This is a genomic window from Piezobacter thermophilus, assembly GCF_055386745.1.
Map to the genome: position 1 here is coordinate 1,109,908 of NZ_AP042380.1, position 16,566 is coordinate 1,126,473.

Annotated in this window: 20 protein-coding genes and 1 tRNA gene; 16 read left to right on the plus strand and 5 right to left on the minus strand. The window is 65.4% G+C overall.

The window, feature by feature from the left end; all coding sequences use genetic code 11:
- Positions 1-25: 25 nt before the first annotated feature.
- The 10 genes from ACZ5CM_RS05285 (at position 26) to ACZ5CM_RS05330 (ending at position 5,236) form a co-directional block, all read left to right on the plus strand.
- Complete coding sequence (locus ACZ5CM_RS05285; RefSeq protein WP_464641668.1) at positions 26-319, plus strand: helix-turn-helix domain-containing protein; 294 nt, start codon at positions 26-28, stop codon at positions 317-319.
- Positions 320-375: 56 nt separating this feature from the next.
- On the plus strand, positions 376-633 hold the full coding sequence (locus tag ACZ5CM_RS05290; RefSeq protein ID WP_464641669.1) for a hypothetical protein: 258 nt from the start codon (positions 376-378) through the stop codon (positions 631-633).
- A gap of 308 nt (positions 634-941) precedes the next feature.
- A complete protein-coding gene (locus ACZ5CM_RS05295) occupies positions 942-1,163 on the plus strand; it encodes a hypothetical protein (protein ID WP_464641670.1) in 222 nt (73 codons plus the stop codon).
- The gene (locus ACZ5CM_RS05300; RefSeq protein ID WP_464641671.1) at positions 1,160-1,474 is read left to right on the plus strand and encodes a helix-turn-helix domain-containing protein; all 315 of its coding nucleotides are present in this window, start codon (positions 1,160-1,162) and stop codon (positions 1,472-1,474) included. Before ACZ5CM_RS05295 ends, ACZ5CM_RS05300 begins: the two co-directional genes overlap by 4 nt.
- 22 nt (positions 1,475-1,496) lie before the next feature.
- Positions 1,497-1,790 (plus strand): hypothetical protein, encoded by a 294-nt coding sequence (locus ACZ5CM_RS05305; RefSeq protein ID WP_464641672.1) that lies wholly within the window; start codon positions 1,497-1,499, stop codon positions 1,788-1,790.
- The gene (locus tag ACZ5CM_RS05310; RefSeq protein WP_464641673.1) at positions 1,777-1,962 is read left to right on the plus strand and encodes a hypothetical protein; all 186 of its coding nucleotides are present in this window, start codon (positions 1,777-1,779) and stop codon (positions 1,960-1,962) included. The genes ACZ5CM_RS05305 and ACZ5CM_RS05310 overlap by 14 nt, the downstream gene beginning before the upstream one ends.
- Positions 1,959-2,954 carry a tyrosine-type recombinase/integrase gene (locus tag ACZ5CM_RS05315; RefSeq protein ID WP_464641674.1) on the plus strand — a complete coding sequence of 332 codons (996 nt, stop codon included), beginning with the start codon at positions 1,959-1,961 and terminating at the stop codon, positions 2,952-2,954. The genes ACZ5CM_RS05310 and ACZ5CM_RS05315 overlap by 4 nt, the downstream gene beginning before the upstream one ends.
- Positions 2,955-3,111: 157 nt before the next feature.
- Complete coding sequence (locus ACZ5CM_RS05320; protein WP_464641675.1) at positions 3,112-3,357, plus strand: helix-turn-helix domain-containing protein; 246 nt, start codon at positions 3,112-3,114, stop codon at positions 3,355-3,357.
- Between the two features lie 177 nt (positions 3,358-3,534).
- A complete protein-coding gene (locus ACZ5CM_RS05325; RefSeq protein WP_464641676.1) occupies positions 3,535-3,747 on the plus strand; it encodes a hypothetical protein in 213 nt (70 codons plus the stop codon).
- Between the two features lie 121 nt (positions 3,748-3,868).
- Positions 3,869-5,236 carry a hypothetical protein gene (locus tag ACZ5CM_RS05330; RefSeq protein ID WP_464641677.1) on the plus strand — a complete coding sequence of 456 codons (1,368 nt, stop codon included), beginning with the start codon at positions 3,869-3,871 and terminating at the stop codon, positions 5,234-5,236.
- Between the two features lie 135 nt (positions 5,237-5,371).
- Here ACZ5CM_RS05330 and ACZ5CM_RS05335 read toward each other — a convergent pair.
- Positions 5,372-5,445: transfer RNA gene (locus tag ACZ5CM_RS05335), tRNA-Cys, on the minus strand.
- 333 nt (positions 5,446-5,778) lie between these two features.
- On the opposite strand from ACZ5CM_RS05335, the gene ACZ5CM_RS05340 reads away from it, so the two are divergent.
- The 3 genes from ACZ5CM_RS05340 to ACZ5CM_RS05350 all read left to right on the plus strand — a co-directional run bounded on the left by ACZ5CM_RS05340 (position 5,779) and on the right by ACZ5CM_RS05350 (position 9,283).
- Complete coding sequence (locus tag ACZ5CM_RS05340; protein WP_464641678.1) at positions 5,779-6,432, plus strand: protein-L-isoaspartate O-methyltransferase family protein; 654 nt, start codon at positions 5,779-5,781, stop codon at positions 6,430-6,432.
- A 113-nt stretch (positions 6,433-6,545) separates the two neighbouring features.
- Positions 6,546-7,964, plus strand: a complete 1,419-nt coding sequence (locus ACZ5CM_RS05345; protein ID WP_464641679.1) for a TolC family outer membrane protein — start codon at positions 6,546-6,548, stop codon at positions 7,962-7,964.
- Between the two features lie 74 nt (positions 7,965-8,038).
- Complete coding sequence (locus ACZ5CM_RS05350) at positions 8,039-9,283, plus strand: hypothetical protein (protein ID WP_464641680.1); 1,245 nt, start codon at positions 8,039-8,041, stop codon at positions 9,281-9,283.
- A gap of 113 nt (positions 9,284-9,396) precedes the next feature.
- Here ACZ5CM_RS05350 and ACZ5CM_RS05355 read toward each other — a convergent pair whose 3' ends face one another.
- The gene (locus tag ACZ5CM_RS05355; RefSeq protein WP_464641681.1) at positions 9,397-9,729 is read right to left on the minus strand and encodes a DUF6280 family protein; all 333 of its coding nucleotides are present in this window, start codon (positions 9,727-9,729) and stop codon (positions 9,397-9,399) included.
- 221 nt (positions 9,730-9,950) lie between these two features.
- Here ACZ5CM_RS05355 and efp point away from each other — a divergent pair, with 221 nt between their 5' ends.
- Positions 9,951-10,514 carry an elongation factor P gene (efp, locus tag ACZ5CM_RS05360; RefSeq protein ID WP_464641682.1) on the plus strand — a complete coding sequence of 188 codons (564 nt, stop codon included), beginning with the start codon at positions 9,951-9,953 and terminating at the stop codon, positions 10,512-10,514.
- A gap of 116 nt (positions 10,515-10,630) precedes the next feature.
- On the opposite strand, the gene ACZ5CM_RS05365 is transcribed toward efp, so the two are convergent.
- Together ACZ5CM_RS05365 and ygfZ are read right to left on the minus strand one after the other, a co-directional pair.
- Positions 10,631-11,533, minus strand: a complete 903-nt coding sequence (locus tag ACZ5CM_RS05365) for an ABC transporter transmembrane domain-containing protein (RefSeq protein ID WP_464641683.1) — start codon at positions 11,531-11,533, stop codon at positions 10,631-10,633.
- Positions 11,534-11,621: 88 nt separating this feature from the next.
- Positions 11,622-12,374 (minus strand): CAF17-like 4Fe-4S cluster assembly/insertion protein YgfZ, encoded by a 753-nt coding sequence (gene ygfZ, locus ACZ5CM_RS05370; RefSeq protein ID WP_464641684.1) that lies wholly within the window; start codon positions 12,372-12,374, stop codon positions 11,622-11,624.
- Positions 12,375-12,435: 61 nt separating this feature from the next.
- Here ygfZ and ACZ5CM_RS05375 point away from each other — a divergent pair, with 61 nt between their 5' ends.
- Positions 12,436-13,119: a TIGR04283 family arsenosugar biosynthesis glycosyltransferase gene (locus tag ACZ5CM_RS05375; RefSeq protein ID WP_464641685.1), complete on the plus strand. Its 684-nt coding sequence runs from the start codon at positions 12,436-12,438 to the stop codon at positions 13,117-13,119.
- Between the two features lie 41 nt (positions 13,120-13,160).
- Here ACZ5CM_RS05375 and ACZ5CM_RS05380 read toward each other — a convergent pair whose 3' ends face one another.
- A complete protein-coding gene (locus ACZ5CM_RS05380; RefSeq protein ID WP_464641686.1) occupies positions 13,161-15,017 on the minus strand; it encodes an ABC transporter ATP-binding protein in 1,857 nt (618 codons plus the stop codon).
- A gap of 244 nt (positions 15,018-15,261) precedes the next feature.
- Between ACZ5CM_RS05380 and ACZ5CM_RS05385 the strand changes: the two genes are divergently transcribed.
- Positions 15,262-16,470, plus strand: coding sequence for a pyridoxal-phosphate-dependent aminotransferase family protein (locus tag ACZ5CM_RS05385; protein WP_464641687.1), 1,209 nt, complete (start codon positions 15,262-15,264; stop codon positions 16,468-16,470).
- Positions 16,471-16,566 lie beyond the last annotated feature (96 nt).

A 16,566-nucleotide genomic window follows, 5' to 3' on the forward strand; every position in this document is an offset into this window, starting at 1 on the left:
TTCGATTATGCGCCTACCTGTATGTATGAAGAATCGCAAAGATATGCCCCGGATTGACATGCGTGGCGTCGGGAGCCGCCTGGAGGCCTTGCGGCGCGCGCTGGGTCTGACCCGGAAGGAGTTTGCCGATAGTTTCGGCCTCGACCCGAGCAGCTACACAAAGACCGTGCACGGCGAGAAGCAGCTCAGATCGGAAGCGGCTTTCATTATCGCAGAACGTTGGGGGGTCAGCATGGACTATCTGTTCCGTGGCCGCTTGTCAGATCTGCCAGAGCATCTGCGCTCCAGCATTCTCAACAATCTGAATGCGGGCGACTGAAAGGTACGATCAAGGGATGTGCCGAAGGTGTTGCACCAGCCGAACAACAACTTCTCGTGGATCATTACGACAAATTTTCCAAGAATCGCTCGCATGATTGCGGCATCATTTTCTCCATATGGGAGAGCGTCAACAAAAAAATTCTCGAAAAAGTTTCCAGAATTTTGTTGACACTGGAAAAATTCTCCAGTTATCGATGCGGGTGTGAGAACACACCGGCAACGAGGAGTTTTCGGCTTGAGGGGCGCATCCACAAGCCCGGCGATCACCGGGCCGATCATCCAAAGGGCAAGGGCGGTCATCGCCAGACCTGACGAGGTTCAACAACAGAGCCTGCGGCGCTGGGCCTGGGCGGTTCTCAAGGCTGCCCGAGGGCAGACGATCAGCCAGTCCGGGCTGAACCGATTGGTCGTCGTCCAGCGGCAGCCTGCGGGCAACGTGAAATGACGGATTGCAGATGCCTCTGCGGGGCGCGGCACTGAGCGCCCCGACACCTGACGGGCGGGCCGCAAGAGCACCACTCACGGACATGCCCGCCCGTCGATTTTCTCGCAAACGTGGCGAAATGGGTAAAATCGAGATGAGCAGAAAGAAGACAGAGCGCAGGCCGGCCCGACACCGAATGCGCCACACCATCAACCTGGGAGCCCCGGTCATCGCCCGTCGCGGGCCCGGCGAGCCCGAGTTTCACGCCCGCGTGGTTGCGCGCACCTTCGGCCGGCAGTTCTTTGACGTCGAAACCGCCGATGGCGAGGTGCTCAGCGGCCTCACCTTGGTGCGTCCGGATGAAGAGGCCCAGGCGATCGGGCGCGCGGTGCGGGCGCTGGACGGGGTATCGCCATGACGGACCCGGTCGATCTTCATGTGGGGCGGAGGATACGCGAACGCCGCCTTGAGCTGGGCATGACCCAGCCGGAACTGGCTAGGGCGGTGGGTGTGCGGTTCCAGCAGATCCAGAAATACGAAACCGGCCAGAACCGCATCGCGGCGTCGCGCCTGTGGCGTGCCGCCAGGGCCCTGAATGTCCCCGTTTGCCACTTTTTCCCGGCGTTTTCGGGCGAACCGGCGGAAACGGCCGGAAAACGCCGCGCGAATGCGGGCCGTTGTCAGCAAAAACCGATGAAAAACAGGGATTTGTCTGCGGATGCCTGTTGACTGTGAAACACCGCTACGGCTGATGGACGACAAGCCTGAAACCGCGGCGCTTGGCGCGCTGGTCGATGCCTTGGCCGCATTGCCGGCCGCCCATCGCCTCGATGCCCTCAAGCGGGCGGTGATCACGAACGGAGGACGATGGGACCTGCCGTCGGAATTGCCCGGCATCTACCGCCCGGCACTGGTCTCGCTGCAGGTGTTCGGAGTGCACGCCATGGCGGAAACGCTGGAGGAATTGCCGAGAAACTGGATGCGGGCGGCGCGGAATGTGCTGGCGGCCCGTGAAAACGAGGAGGATCAAGATGGACGACACTGACAAGCCCAGGCGCGCCCCGACGCAGGCCGAAATCATGCGCGTTCTGTCGGCGGCAAAGAAGGCGGGACTCGACGTTTCGGCCTATGCCGTGAAGGGACAGGAAATTCGCGTCGTCACCAAGGGAGGCGAGGCGCTGAGCGACCTGTTCGATGCAGTGGACTTCTCAAGTTGAAGAAGGTCCAGCTTCCCCATCTGCGCAAGAAGGTTTCGCGCGGGAAAACCTACTGGTATTTCGAGCGACTGGGCAACCGCACGCGCTTGCCCCCGCCGGACTCTCCCGACTTCCTCGCCCGCTACGAGGCGGCCCGCAGGGGGTTGGAGGCGACACCGCCTAAGCGCAATTTCAAGGTCCTGATCGCCCATTACAAGCGCAGCTACCGTTTCGAGAAGCTCGCGCCCCGGACCAGGCGCGACTACGACAGGTGCCTGCTGTTCTTCGAGGAAAAGCTTGGCGGGCTTGATCCCACCCGGATGAAGCGGCGCCATGTCATCCAGATGCAGATGGACAATGCCGAAAAGGTGCGCTGGGCGAACTACCTCGTGCAGGTGCTCCGGGTGCTGTTCGAGCATGCCATCGACATCGGCTGGACCGAGCGCAACCCGGCCCGCGGCGTCTCGATGCTGAAAAGCAAGACATCACCGCGCAAGCCCTGGCCGGCCGAGATGATCGCGGCCTATCGCGAAAAGGCCACAGGCCGGGCGCTGCTGATCTTCGAGCTGTGCCTTGGCACCGGGCAGCGGATCGGCGATGTGCTGAAAATGCGCTGGGACGATATCGAGGGCGACGGCATCAACGTGCGCCAGAACAAGACGGGCGCCGAGCTGTGGGTTCCCTTCACGCCCCGCCTGGCCGCGGTGCTGGAGGCCACCCTGCGGACCGGGGAGACGATCGTGGCGGCCGAAGACGGCTTCCCGCTCAGCTATCGCGTCGCGGCTTACGCGGTGATGCAGGTGCGCAAGGAGATCGGCGCCGAAGACTACGACATCCACGCCCTGCGCCACACCACCGCGTCGGAACTGGCCGCGCTGGGCCTGTCGGACGAACTGATCATGGCCGTGACCGGCCACACCAGCCGCGCGATGGTCGTGCGCTATGCGGGTGCTGCGCGGCAGAAGGCGCGGGCGATGATGGCACAGGAGGCGCGTACCAAAACGCGTCCTTGACCGGCATCCCGGTGTTGCAGGTGTATATCTCCATCCAATTCGGCCCTTTGTCGGGGGTGCAAAATTGATTCTCTTTACGCCACAGCGTAAATTTCCGATTTTGACGCTGCAGCGTAAAATATGGTGATTTGCGTTGCGCCATAACAGGAGCCTCAATATGGATCTTACAGCACGAACGGCCGGACAACTCGGTCACGCGCTCAAGCGAGCGCGCAAAGCACGCGGGTGGACCCAAAGCGATATCAGTGCGCGCACCAATCTGCGTGTTGCAACGATTTCGTCGCTGGAGAATGGCAGTGCAGGGACCAAGCTTGCCACGGTGATGGCCATCATGGCCGTGCTTGGGCTCGAATTTCGGTTGGCGAAACGTGGCGGCTCGGTTGAGATCGAGGATATCTTCTGATGGTTGGCTGGACACATGATGGTTGGTGGACACACCAGCCGGACGACGGTGGCACGCCATGCCGGGGCTGCGCGGCAGAAGGCACGGATGCCAGCGCGGAAAAACCCGCCCAATTGAAAGCGCGAGCCCGACCAATTGAAAGTCAAACGGCGTCTGATTGAAACGCTGGCTCGGTTGATGGCTCCACCGACGGTTGGCAAGCCATTCCGACCGGACGACATTCTTTGCGCCAGAGACCTGGCCGCGCTGGGCTTGTCGGACGAGCCGATCATGGCCGTGACCGGCCATACCAGCCGGGCAATGGTGGCGCGCTATGCCGGCGCCGCGCGGCAGAAGGCACGGGCGATGATGGCGCAGGAGGCGCGGATCAGACCGCAAACAAACCGGTAAACTGGACAAGGCTCTTGCACGGGGGCAGGATTGGGACGGAACATGTATGGAAGAGAACAAAGAGTTCGAAGGCAAGGAATACGATACCTTTTTTAAGCAGCATTGTACGAGGATCACACACATGACCGACCTTCCCGAGTGCGTTGAATATGGCGACCGTGCCCGTCTGTTCCCGGTTCTCGCGGAGACCAACCGCGAGCGCAGAGTAACAAGCATCTTTCTGGCCGTTCTCACCCAGATTCCTGCACTCGCGGAAACGGCGCTCAGGAGCATCGGCGTAAACGTCGGCAAGAGAACGCGAATCGAGGCTTTCACGGAGGTGGTGCTGAAGGAAAGGATCGACAGCGACAACCGCCCGGACGGGCTGCTGGTGGTCCGGAATGGCTCGAAGATATGGACCGCGCTGCTGGAAACCAAGATCGCGCGCAACGATCTCGGCGAAGACCAGGTGGAGAGGTATGTCCGTCTCGCCCGCGCCAACGGGATCGATGCCGTTATCACGATCTCGAACCAGTTCGTGGCGCGCGCAGATCATTCCCCAGTGCGGCTCCCGAAGACCCTGCTGCGCAAGACCCGGCTGTTCCATTGGTCATGGTCATGGCTGACCACGCAGTGCGAGATCCTCCATCTCCAGTCCGTGGTCGAGGACGCCGAGCAGGCCTATCTTCTGGCCCAGTTCCTGGATTTCCTGCGGCACTCGTCCACAGGGGTGGAGCGTTTCACGCAGATGGGTCCGAACTGGAAATCGGTCGTCCAGGACGTGACCAACGGCGCGACGCTCAAGAAGGGCGCGCCGGAAACCGAGGAAGCAGTTGCCTGCTGGTTCGCCGAAACCCGCGACCTGTCCCTGCATCTGTCCAGCCGCCTCGGTGTTCCGGTGACCGAGAAAATCCCGCGCAGTCTGATCGCCGATCCCGCCGCCAGGCTGCGGGCCGGCATCACCGAACTGGTGGAGCAGCAGACGCTTTCGGCTGCTTTCACCGTGCCGAACGCCGCTGCGGAGATCACGGTCTGCGCAAGCTTGGGACCACGGACAATATCGGCTGGCATGCGGCTGGCCGCACCAACTGACCGCAAGAGCACGAAGGCCCGCGTCAACTGGCTGCTGAGGATGCTCGGCGAAGATGACGAGCGCCTTCTGGTGCGTGCGCATTGGCCGGGTCGCATTCCCCACACGACGAAGCCCGTCGCCGAGTTGCGGGAGAGCCCGGACGCGATCCAGCCGGACAATCCGTCGGTCGCGCCGAATTCCTTCGAGGTCATTCTGCTGGAACGGACCGGCAAACGCTTCGGGGGCCGAAAAACCTTCATCGAGGACCTCGAGAGGATCGTCCCCGAATTCTACGCTCTGGCAGGTGCGAAACTGCGGAAATGGCAGCCCGCACCGCCCAAACCCGTGAAGCCGGCCGAAGACGAGGACATGCCCGAGGCCGTTGCCGCCGACGAGGTGCGTCATTCGGGTGAAGGCGGACAGGGATTTCAGGAATGACCGGAAGCCGTTGCCGTTTTGCCCGGCCCTCACACCCCTCCCCGAACAAACCACAAACAAACCGGGAAACGTGAAAACGGATGTGAAAACATCCGCCCTTTGCGCGCCGCCTATCCGCTAAGTCTTTGATTTTATTGGAGGCGAGTACCGGAATCGAACCGGTGTACACGGATTTGCAATCCGCTGCGTCACCACTCCGCCAACTCGCCTCTCGTGGTGTTGGGCCGGAAACTTGCCGACCGGAAGACAGGATCGCCTCCAGCCCCGGCAGGGCCTGCGACCGACGGGGTTATTGCCGCTTTTTCGGGACTTGTCCAGCCCCTCGTCAGACGCATTCCCCCTGAAGCGACCGGGGCCGAACGGTGAGGCCCGGAAAAGTGATCCGGCCGGGCAGGCGGCAGTCCCGGCCCGCGGCACCGCTGTACCGTCGGGCTGCGGCAAACGACCCCGGCCTGCGGCGCCGATTTTTCGCCGCTGCCCGTTGCCGGTAGGGTGGGGATGTGGCAAAAGCCCCGCAACCACCTGACGGGAAGAGTGCAGAAATGACCGATTTCGCAAGCCGTCGACAGCTCATGGTCGACACGCAGATCCGTCCCTCGGACGTGACCAGGTTTCCCATCATCGCGGCCATGCTCGAAGTGCCAAGGGAAATCTTCGTCCCCGACGCGCAGCGCGAGGCCGCCTATGCCGATGCCAATCTCGATCTCGGCAACGGGCGGGTGCTGCTCGAGCCTCGGACCTTCGCCAAGATGCTCGATGCGCTCGACATCGCCGAGGACGAGCTGGTACTCGATGTCGGCTGCGGTTACGGCTATTCCACGGCTGTGGTGGCACGCCTCGCGCAGGCAGTGGTCGCGGTCGAAGAGGATGAGACCATGGCCGAAGAGGCCACCGGCCTGCTGGCCGAGGCGGGGGCGGACAATGCCATCGTTCACGCCGGCCCGCTGGCCGAGGGCGCGCCCGAACACGGGCCCTATGACGTGATCATCGTCGAAGGTGGCGTGGAGGAGGTGCCCGCCGCGCTGATCGATCAGCTCAAGGAAGGCGGGCGGATCGCCTGCATCTTCATGGACGAGACGCTGGGCGCGGTTCGCGTGGGCTACAAGCTTGACGGTCCGGTGTCGTGGCGATTCGAGTTCAACGCGACGGCGCCGGTCCTGCCGGGATTCGAGAAACGGCGCGCCTTCGCGCTGTAACGTGACCGGAGGCCGGAGCGTCAGGGGTTGCCCCGGGGGGCAACAGGACGCAAACTCGGGCATTGCAGGCCCGGAGTCGGAGCAGGCAGCTTGCACGGAGCGGAGAGGTGAAGATGCGCAAGGCAGTCAAATCGGGTTTCGCGAAGGCGGCCGTGGTCGCCGGGGGGATGGTGCTGGCGGCCCTGGCGCCAACCGGGTCCCGGGCGGACAATCTGGCCGATGCGCTGGTGGGCGCCTACAACACCAGCGGATTGCTGGAGCAGAACCGCGCATTGCTGCGGGCGGCCGATGAAGATGCGGCCGCGGCCACGGCGGCGCTGCGGCCGATCATCGACTGGACAGTTTCGATCAGCCGGGCGCTGAACGAACGCGATCTCGGCTTTGGTTCGTCGCGGGTGTTTACCTCCGACTTCTTCACCGGTCTCGTGCTCAACCAGCTGATTTACGACGGCGGCGCGACCCGTCTGCTGCGGCAGGCGCGGCAGGAATCGGTTCTGGCCACGCGCCAGTCGCTGCTTTCGATCGAGCAGCAGGTTCTGCTGCGTGCGGTGCGGGCCTATCTAAACGTCATTCTCACCTCGGAAACCGTGCGGCTGCGGGAAAACAACGTGCGTGTCCTGCTGGAGGAACTGAGGGCGGCACAGGACCGGTTCGAGGTCGGCGAGGTGACGCGCACCGATGTGGCGCTGGCGGAATCGCGGGTGGCCAATGCCCGCTCGGGGCTGGTGCAGGCGCGCGGCAACCTGGAAAATGCCAAGGCCGAATATGTCAACGCGGTCGGCCATGCGCCGGGTAAGCTGGCCGGACAGCCGAAGCTGCCGAAGGTGGTCGAATCGGAAGAGAAGGCTGTGGCCATTGCCATGAAGACCCATCCCGATCTCCTGGCTGCGCAGCACCAGGTGGCGGCGGCCGAGTTGCTGGTGCAGCGCGCGGCCAAGGCCTATGGCCCGCGGATCGATCTTCGTGCCCAGATCGGCGCGACCGAAAATATCGGCAGCAGCAACTACAACCGGACGGCCGACATCTCGTTGAGTCTTCGGCAGAACATCTATCAGGGTGGCGCGCTGGCCGCCCAGCATCGCCGCGCCATCGCGTCGCGCGATGCCGCCCGCGCCGCCCTTCTGAGCGTGCAGAAGAATGTCCGGCAGGGCGTGTCGGATGCGCTGGTGCAGCTGCGGGTGGCCCGCGCCAGCTTGGTTTCGGCGCGCGAACAGGTTCGGGCGGCCCAGATCGCCTTTGACGGGCTGCGCGAAGAGGCCAAGCTTGGCGCGCGGACCACGCTGGACGTGCTGACCGCCGAACAGAACCTCCTGGACGCCGAGACGCTGCTGATCACCGCCCGTGCGGGGCAGTCCCTGGCGGCCTTCAGCGTTCTTGCGGCACAGGGGCTTCTGACCGCCGAACGCCTTGGTCTGGCTGTGCAGATCTATGATCCGACGCTCTATTACAACATGGTCAAGGACGCGCCGGCGCGGCTGAGCAAACGGGGGCAGGATCTGGACCGTGTCCTGAAAGCCTTGCGCCGTGAGTGAACCGGGCAAGGCGCGGTTGTGAGAATCCGATAGTGCCGCTACACTCCACCCCGAGGCGAGAGTGGTAGAGGCCGATGTCTGATCCCGTATCGAAATCAGAAATCGAGGATATTCTTTCCTCGATCCGCAGACTTGTCAGCGAGGATATCCGGTTCGAATCGCGCCGGGCACCGGGGAGTCGGTCGCCGGCGAAGGGGTCGCGCTCCGCGACGCCCGAGAAGGATCGCCTGGTGCTGACGCCGGCACTTCGCGTGGCGGCGCCACCGCCGGAGGAGGGCGGCGACCGCCAGACCCCCGAGGCATCGGCCCCCGCTGAACTGACCGACGAGGCGGCAGAGGATCGGCAGGGCGACGCTTCCTTGGGCGATGAGCCGTGGTCGGATCCCAAGGCTACGCTTTTCGAAGTGGCGCGCGCCGCGTTCCCGGACAGCGAGCCCTGGGAGGGCAGGGGCAGCGCGGAACCTGCCAAAGGCGACGAGTCGCTGCCGCCGGATTCGGCGGATCGGATTCTCCAGGACATTCTGCACGAGGCGGGCATCTCGGAGCCTTCGGTGCAGGACGGGACCGGGGACACCGCCGAAGGGGGCGGCGAACCTGCCTCGGCCGAGGCGTCATCGGACTGGGCGGATTCGGTCGCGGCTGGGCTGCTGGGCGACATCGCCGCGGGATCCGCGCGCGAAGCCGGTGGCGAAGAGCTGCCCGCATCCGATTCCGGGGGGCAGGGCGAAGCTGCCTCGATGGCCGAAGAAGACGACTCCCATGGCACCGCTGCTTCGGTCCACGTGATTGCGGATGAACCTGCTGCGGATGGGGGTGAGCAGGTCGAAGTGGGTCTGCGGGACGACCATGTCGGGGATGACGACCTTGCAGCGCCCGAAGACGACACCGACCGATCCGGGGAAGCCGTCACCGAAGCCGGCGCGGCGGAGGATGATCCGGCCGCCGCAGCGGCCCGGGCCGAGACGCTTGCCGCGAAGATTCAGGCGTTGGAGGCCGCGATCGGCCGCAGCCGCGACATGTGGGAGCCCGATGGCGCTGGCGGTGACGACTATGCCGGAACGCCGGTGCAGACGATTGCGTGGGAAGATCACGACGAGGGCACCGGGGCAGATGATGCGCCGGAGACCGACCCCGAGAGCGAAACCGACATTCTTGCCGCCGACGAGGCCGTTCTCGACGAAGCCAGCCTGCGCGAACTGGTGTCCGAGATCGTGCGCGAGGAATTGCAGGGGGCGCTGGGCGAACGCATCACCCGAAACGTCCGCAAGCTGGTGCGACGTGAAATTCACCGCGCGCTGACCATGCGGAATTTCGAATAGGCGGGCCCTGCCGGGACGGCGAGACCGACGTCCCGACCCGTGTTGCCATTCCGGCAAGGAAAAAGGACGCGCCACCGGCGCGCCCTGCATTGAGCGGTCCTGCTGCCGCGGGCTCAGGCGGCCTTGGCCCGGGCCTCGGCCTGTGCGGCCGCGTTGCGGCGCTCGCTTTCTTCGCGCGACAGCGCAACAGAGGTCCGCACGCCCTTGGCGACGAATTCCATCAATCCCTTGACGACGCGTTCGTTCGGGTCGATGCCGGCACAGGTCAGCACCTCGCGCCCATCGCGCGACCGGGCCCAGCGGGCGATCTGCTCGGGGCCGTTGCCGTATTTCTTGTCGTCGGCAATGGCATCGTCCAGCGCGGCCAGCACAACAGCCGCGAACAGTTTGCGGGCACGGTTGCCTTGCTCGTTGTTGAAGGCGGTGCCGTCAACGAAATCTTTCATCTCGTTTCCCTTGGTTGTTCTTGCTCTTGCAATTTCCGGCGTGGCGTCGCTTATGACCGATCCTGGGTGATTCGGATACCCCTAAAACGCATATCAGCATTGCGCGTATTGCATGGCTTTCTGCGCCTGCAGCACGAGATGTCGTTGTCTTGCCAGGTCCGGCCCCGCCAGATATAGGAGCGGCCAAGCAATCATCAAGCATATGCAAAGGGATATGTGTCATGCCCAGGATCAATGGCAATGAAATCCGCCCCGGCAATGTGCTGGAGCATAACGGCGGGCTGTGGGCGGTGATGAAGGTCGATCATGTCAAGCCCGGCAAGGGCGGGGCCTATGCTCAGGTCGAGATGCGCAACCTGCGCAACGGCTCGAAGCTGAACGAGCGTTTTCGCAGCGCCGACAAGGTAGAGCGGGTCCGGCTGGAGCAGAAGGACCAGCAGTTCCTGTACGAGAACGACGGGATGCTGGTGTTCATGGACCAGGAAACCTTCGAGCAGATCGAGCTGCCGGCCGAGATTCTCGGCGAGCGGCGTCCGTTCCTGCAGGATGGCATGGTGGTGCAGATCGAGTATTACGAGAACGAGGCGCTGAGCGCGACGCTGCCGCAGAAGGTGACCTGCAAGGTTGTCGAGACCGAGCCGGTGGTGAAGGGGCAGACGGCAGCCAACAGCTTCAAGCCGGCGGTTCTGGACAACGGGGTGCGGGTGATGGTTCCCCCCTTCGTCGGGCCCGATGAAATGATCGTCGTCAATACCGAGACGATGGAATACGCCGAACGGGCCTGAGGCTGGCCGGGGCCGGTCTGACGGAATTCGGCAGGAAGGCGAAGCAGGGGCGAGGGGGCCGTCTGCCCCCTCGCGCTCCCCCGAGAGTATTTGGGGCAAGAGGAAGGGGCGGGCGCTTACCGCCGTGTGGCGCGGTCCGGCGCGGGCTCTTCGGGGTCTCGCAGCAGTCCGCGCAGAAGCTCGAATTTCACCTGGTTGGCGCCTGAATGCGACCGAGGCCCACGGTTGCGGCGACCACGGTGCCCACATCCGTTTCGCCCCTTCAGCACCAGCCATCCGCCCAGCATCAGGACGGCGATCACGCCTGCGCCGTTGATCGTGCTGAGCAGGAACTTGGTCGAGAGTTTCCAGATGAACATCGTTCGCCGCGCTTCGAAGATCGCGTCGAACTCGTTCGTTACCCGGCGCGCGGCCTCGTCCAGGTCGGCCGAGGTGATGACATCGGTCGCCCGCCGCAGCAGGCGGACCCGTTCGGCGACCAGCAGGTTGATGCGCTTTTGCGTGACCAGCACCAGAACCACCTGCGGCGCGATCATCGCCAGGGCGATGAGGCCGAGCCCCGGCTGGGTCATGGCGATGTAGCCGATCACGCTGATCAGGGTGCCGATCTGCACGACGGGTTCGGAGAACGCGCTGCCGGCGAACTTTCCCAGCTCTTCCGCTTCGGCCGAAACCGCGGTTGCGAGGCTTCCTGCCGGCACCCGCCGGCCCGGTGCCTGGGTCTTGGCCTCTTCGACAAGATGGGTGCGGATCAGCCGGATCAGGTCTTCTCCCAGAACTCCCGCCCGATAGCCGGCGATCCCCTTCAGCGTCAGGCTGAGCAGGATCGCCGCCATCATTCCCGCTCCCAGAAGATACAGCTCGCGCGCGGCGAGCGTGCCGTCGGCCAGCAGGTTGACGATATTCTTCTGGAATTCGAGCGGGACCGCCGCCAGTCCCGCAATGGCCAGCGAGAGCAGGATCAGGATGATCTGGCGGCGGTCGCTGGCTTGCCAGATGGCGGCATAAAGCTGGATCACGGGCAGAGATGCCTCGGGTTGCTTGGCGTTTGCCGTGGCAATCTGGCCCGGATCGCCGGGCGAGGCAAGGCGATGCCCGGCGGCGAGGTCAGCCGGTCCACCGCACCACTGCATCGCCGGCGCGCATCTCTCCCCCGGCCCGGTCGAAGCGCAAATGGGCGATGGCCCGGCCGCCGGACTGGGTAAACAGCGTGCCGGCGGGTTTGCCGTCGGCGGTGATTGCCGTGCCCGGCGGCGCGGTGCCGTCGATCTCGACCGTGGTCAGCCCCTTGCGCAGTTCGGTCTTGTGTTTCATCCGCGCGGTCACTTCCTGGCCCACATAGCAGCCCTTGCGGAAATCGACGCCGTGCAGGCGCTCGAACCCTGCCTCGAGGATGAAGGTGTCGGGGGTCAGTTCGATCCCCGTTTCCGGGATGCAGTGGCGCACGCGGATCGCGTCCCAGTCGGTGCCGTCGTCGCTTTCAGGGGCGGGGCTGTAGGCGCGCCAGCCCATTTCGGGATGGCGCGGGTCGGGCAGGGCGCCTTGCGGTGCCGGGCCGGAGCCCCGTTGCAGGTTCAGCCCCGAGGGTGCGATCTGAACGTCTGCGCGCAGCCGATACATGTTCAGACGCTGCTCCAGCGCATCGGCCAGCGGTTCGGCCACGTCCAGCAGCACGTCTCCATTGTCGCGGGCGAGGAAGAAGTCGGCGACATACTTGCCCTGCGGGGTGAGCAGGGCGGCGTAGACGAGGCCATCCTTCAGCCGGGCGATGTCGTTGGTGATCAGGCCCTGGAGGAAGCTTTCGGCATCGGCTCCGCCAATTCGGAGCACGCGGCGCTGGTTGGTCATGGTCGTGGTCATCCTTGCGTTTCCCCTGCGGTCATATAGGAAAATGCCGGGCAATGAACAGGGGAGCCGTTCCATGCCGGCCGCGATCTCGGTGGTGATTCCGACGCTGAATGCCGAAGGGGCGCTGCCGGCCTGCCTTTCGGCACTGATCGAGGGAGTGCAGGCGGGGCTGATCTGCGAACTCGTCATCTCGGATGGCGGGTCGCGGGATGCCACGGCCGAGATTGCCGAGGCGGCAGGGGCAGAGCTGATCCGCCGGGCACCTTCGCGCGGGGGGCAGTTGCGGCGGGGCTGTGCGGCGGCGCGGGGGGCGTGGCTGCTGGTGCTGCATGCGGACACGGTGCTGGAGCCGGGCTGGGCGGAGGTCGTTGCGGCCCATATCCGGCGGCGCGAGGCCGGGCCGGCCTGTTTCCGGCTGGCTTTCCGGGCGCAAGGGCTGGCGCCGCGCTGGGTTGCCGGCTGGGCCAATCTGCGCACGTGGCTGTTCCGGCTGCCCTATGGCGATCAGGGGCTGTTGCTGCGGCGCGAGGATTATGCGCGCGCCGGCGGCTATCCCGACCAGCCTCTGATGGAGGATGTGGCGCTGGTGCGGGCATTGCGGCGGCCCGTCGCCCTGCTGCCGGTCGTCGCGTGGACCGGGGCCGAGCGCTATCTGCGCGACGGCTGGTTGCGGCGCGGTGCGCGGAACCTGTGGACGCTGGCGCGCTATTTCGCGGGGGCAGATCCCGCGCGGCTGGATGCCAGTTATCGCCGCTGAATGCTCGGTTTTCGGTTTTCGGTTGGCCGGCCTCTCCCGGTTCAGCCGAGAAGGCGCCGCGCGAAGCGGCGCAGCCAGGATTCCCGCGGCGCGGCCATTTCCGGTACATGCTGTGCCAGCGCAGCCGCGCCGGCGGGGTCGATCACCTCTTTGCCGGCCTGGAATTGCAGGTGGTAGAGGTCGGCGTAAAGCCCGCCGCGCGCCAGGAGTTCTTCGTGGGTGCCCTCGTCCACCACCCGGCCGCGATCCATGACCACGATCCTGTCGGCATTGCGGATGGTGGACAGGCGGTGGGCGATGACGATGGTGGTGCGCCCGCCGGCCAGCCGGTCAAGCGCGTCCTGCACGACCTTCTCTGACTGCGCGTCCAGCGCGCTGGTCGCCTCGTCCAGAAGCAGCACGGGGGTGTCGCGCAGCAGCGCCCGGGCGATAACCACCCGCTGGCGCTGGCCGCCCGAGAGCGCCGAGCCGCGCGGCCCCACCTGCGTGTCCAGCCCGTGTTCCAGATGGGCCACGAAATCCGAGACATGGGCCGCATCCAGGACCTTCTTCAACTCTTCGTCGCTGACATCGGTGCGGCCCAGCAGGATGTTTTCGCGCAGGGTTTCGTCGAACAGCATTGCCTCCTGGCTGACTACGGAGAACAGGTTGCGCAGCTCGGGCAGGGCCATGTCGCGCACCGGCACGCCGCCCACGGTGACGGAGCCGTGCTGCGGATCGACCAGCCGGGTGAGCAGGTTGAACACGGTGGATTTGCCCGCCCCGGATGCACCCACCAGCGCCGTGGTCTTTCCGGCCTCGGCCCGCAGGGTCAGGTCGTGCAGGATCTGCGCATCGCCATAGCTGAGCGAGACGTTTTCCAGCGCGATTTCGGGCAGCCCCTTCGGTGGCGGGACCGGCCGGGCCGGTGACCCCAGGCGGACCGGTGCCTCCATCAGCCCCTTGAGGCGTTCCAGCGCCGCCGCCGCCACCTGCCAGGTGCCGCTGACCCCGGCCAGGCGCCGCATGGGGTCGAAGGCCAGGCCGATGGCGGTGAAGAAGCTCATGAACTGGCCGACGGTCTTGTCGCCCTCGATGATCTCCGACCCGCCATAGAGCAGCACGCCCATGAAGCCGATGCCGGCCATGATGTCGATCATGCCGGTGATCGTCGCCGCGCCGAAGGCGGTGCGGATCTCCGAGCGCATGAAGCGGTCGGTCTGTTCCTCGAAGCGTCTGACCTGGTATTTTTCCAGATTGTTGAGCTTGATCGGAACGATGCCGTGGAAGATCTCGTCCAGCCGGGTGGCGAGTGCGGCGCCAATGTCGCGGGCCTGGGCTGCCTTCTTGCGCACATAGCGCTGGGCCATGCCGATGGGGGCCAGCGTCAGCGGCGCGCCGATCAGCATGATCGCCGTCCAGCGCCAATCCACGTTGATGGCCACGCCCAGCAGCACGATCAGCGAGATCAGGTCCCGCCCCGCGCCGGTGATGATCGCCCGCCAGACGTCGTTGACCGCGTTGACATCGACCTGCACGCGCTGGAGCAGGAAGCCGGGCGGGTTGAGCTGGTGAAAGGACGTGTCCTGCCGGATCAGCCGGTTGAGCAGGTCCAGCCGCATGGTTGCCGCGATTTTCTGCGAGATGCGGGTCAGCAGGACCTTTTGCGCCACGCTGGCCAGGCCGCGGACGGAAAACAGTACCAGGAAGGTGAGGCTGATCCAGAACAGCGCGTCGGTATTTCCGCCGATGAAGATGTCGTCGAACATCGGCTGCATCATGTAGCTGACCGCGCCGACCATGCCGCCTTCGAGCAGCATGAACAGTACTGCGACGAAGAGCAGCCCCATGTGCTGGCGCAGATAGCCGCGCCACAGCCAGCGGGCCAGCACGCGCGACGATTCCCCCCGCTGGCTCATGCGGCGGGCTCCGGGGCGGAGCGGGAGGGGGTGGCGGAACCGTTCATGTCCGCGCCATTTAATCGGCCCCGTCCGGCGGCGCAAGGTGGCTGGCAAGATGGCAAGCCTTGCGCGGATGGAGGGGGCGGGGGCCTCCGGCGGGAGTATTTGGGGCAAGAGGAAGAACGGCGAGCCGCCCGGGGCGCGCGGATTGACGTGGCAGGCGGTGGCGGTAGTGTGGGGGCGAGTCAGGCAGGAAGATTGCATGAAGGACGATATCACCCTTGCCCAGGGGCGCGGCTATCTGGCGATCCCCGGTCCCTCGGTGGTGCCCGAGGCCGTCCTGCGTGCCATGCATCGCGGCGCGCCGAACATCTACGAGGGCGAGTTGATCGAGATGACTCGCGGCCTGTTTCCCGATCTGAAGCGGGTGGCGCGAACCGGGGGGCATGCGGCCATCTACATCTGCAACGGGCACGGCGCGTGGGAAGCGGCGCTGGCCAATGTCGCGGCGCCCGGCGATCGGGTTCTGGTGCCCGCCAGCGGCGCCTTTGCACTGGGCTGGGCCGAGATGGCGCAGGGGTTGGGCGTCGAGGTCGAGGTTCTCGATTTCGGCCGGGCCGGACCGTGGGACATGGGACGCATCGCCGAAGTCCTGCGGGCCGATGCCGCGCATCGGTTCAAGGCGGTGCTGGCGGTGCATGTGGATACCTCGTCCTCGGTGCGCAACGACATTGCCGGGCTGCGCCGGGTGCTGGACGAGGTCGGGCATCCGGCGCTGTTGATGGTTGATTGCATTGCCTCGCTGGCCTGCGACCGGTTCGAGATGGATGCCTGGGGTGTGGACGTGATGGTGGCCGGCAGCCAGAAGGGGTTGATGGTGCCGCCCGGTCTGGGCTTCGTGTTCTTCAACGACCGCGCCGCCGAGGTCCGGGCCGCCATGCCGAGGGTCAGCCGTTATTGGGACTGGGCGCCGCGGGTGGCGCCGGAAAGCTTCTACCAGCATTTTGCGGGCACTGCGCCGACCCACCACCTTTACGGCCTGCGCGCGGCGCTGGACATGATCCTTGCCGAGGGGATGGAGCATGTCTGGGCGCGCCACGAAAGGCTGGCGCGGGCGATCTGGGCGGCCTGCGAGGTCTGGGGGCGGGGCGGGCCGCTGGCGCTGAACGTGGCCGATCCGGCGCATCGGTCGCATGCGGTCACGGCGCTGCACATCGGGGCCCCCCATGGCACCGCGCTGCGGAACTGGGTGGAACGCCACCTCGGTCTCACGCTGGGCATCGGGCTGGGCATGGCGGCGCCGGATGACCCGCAATGGCACGGCCATTTCCGGCTGGGTCACATGGGGCATGTGAACGGGCACATGATCCTTGGCCTTCTGGGCGGGATCGAGGCAGGGCTGACCGCGCTGGACATTTCGCACGGGCGCGGGGCCGTCGATGCCGCGGCCGAGGTGATCGCCGGGGGCTGAAGTCGCCAAAAAATTCGTGCGATAATCGCACAAATTGCTTGATTTCGATATCGATCCGCTTCATACCACCACAGGGTGAGCGCTCTGTTTCATGCG

Bases quoted from the DNA above. Each gene is read 5' to 3' on its own strand.
- ACZ5CM_RS05380 (WP_464641686.1), bottom strand. From the start codon at position 15,017: ATGAGCCAGCGGGGGGAATCGTCGCGCGTGCTGGCCCGCTGGCTGTGG.
- ACZ5CM_RS05310 (WP_464641673.1), top strand. From the start codon at position 1,777: ATGGACGACACTGACAAGCCCAGGCGCGCCCCGACGCAGGCCGAAATC.
- ACZ5CM_RS05345 (WP_464641679.1), top strand. From the start codon at position 6,546: ATGCGCAAGGCAGTCAAATCGGGTTTCGCGAAGGCGGCCGTGGTCGCC.
- ACZ5CM_RS05340 (WP_464641678.1), top strand. From the start codon at position 5,779: ATGACCGATTTCGCAAGCCGTCGACAGCTCATGGTCGACACGCAGATC.
- ACZ5CM_RS05330 (WP_464641677.1), top strand. From the start codon at position 3,869: ATGACCGACCTTCCCGAGTGCGTTGAATATGGCGACCGTGCCCGTCTG.
- ygfZ (WP_464641684.1), bottom strand. From the start codon at position 12,374: ATGACCACGACCATGACCAACCAGCGCCGCGTGCTCCGAATTGGCGGA.
- ACZ5CM_RS05305 (WP_464641672.1), top strand. From the start codon at position 1,497: ATGGACGACAAGCCTGAAACCGCGGCGCTTGGCGCGCTGGTCGATGCC.
- ACZ5CM_RS05355 (WP_464641681.1), bottom strand. From the start codon at position 9,729: ATGAAAGATTTCGTTGACGGCACCGCCTTCAACAACGAGCAAGGCAAC.
- ACZ5CM_RS05325 (WP_464641676.1), top strand. From the start codon at position 3,535: ATGGCTCCACCGACGGTTGGCAAGCCATTCCGACCGGACGACATTCTT.
- ACZ5CM_RS05350 (WP_464641680.1), top strand. From the start codon at position 8,039: ATGTCTGATCCCGTATCGAAATCAGAAATCGAGGATATTCTTTCCTCG.
- ACZ5CM_RS05320 (WP_464641675.1), top strand. From the start codon at position 3,112: ATGGATCTTACAGCACGAACGGCCGGACAACTCGGTCACGCGCTCAAG.
- ACZ5CM_RS05385 (WP_464641687.1), top strand. From the start codon at position 15,262: ATGAAGGACGATATCACCCTTGCCCAGGGGCGCGGCTATCTGGCGATC.
- ACZ5CM_RS05295 (WP_464641670.1), top strand. From the start codon at position 942: ATGCGCCACACCATCAACCTGGGAGCCCCGGTCATCGCCCGTCGCGGG.
- ACZ5CM_RS05285 (WP_464641668.1), top strand. From the start codon at position 26: ATGAAGAATCGCAAAGATATGCCCCGGATTGACATGCGTGGCGTCGGG.
- efp (WP_464641682.1), top strand. From the start codon at position 9,951: ATGCCCAGGATCAATGGCAATGAAATCCGCCCCGGCAATGTGCTGGAG.
- ACZ5CM_RS05300 (WP_464641671.1), top strand. From the start codon at position 1,160: ATGACGGACCCGGTCGATCTTCATGTGGGGCGGAGGATACGCGAACGC.
- ACZ5CM_RS05375 (WP_464641685.1), top strand. From the start codon at position 12,436: ATGCCGGCCGCGATCTCGGTGGTGATTCCGACGCTGAATGCCGAAGGG.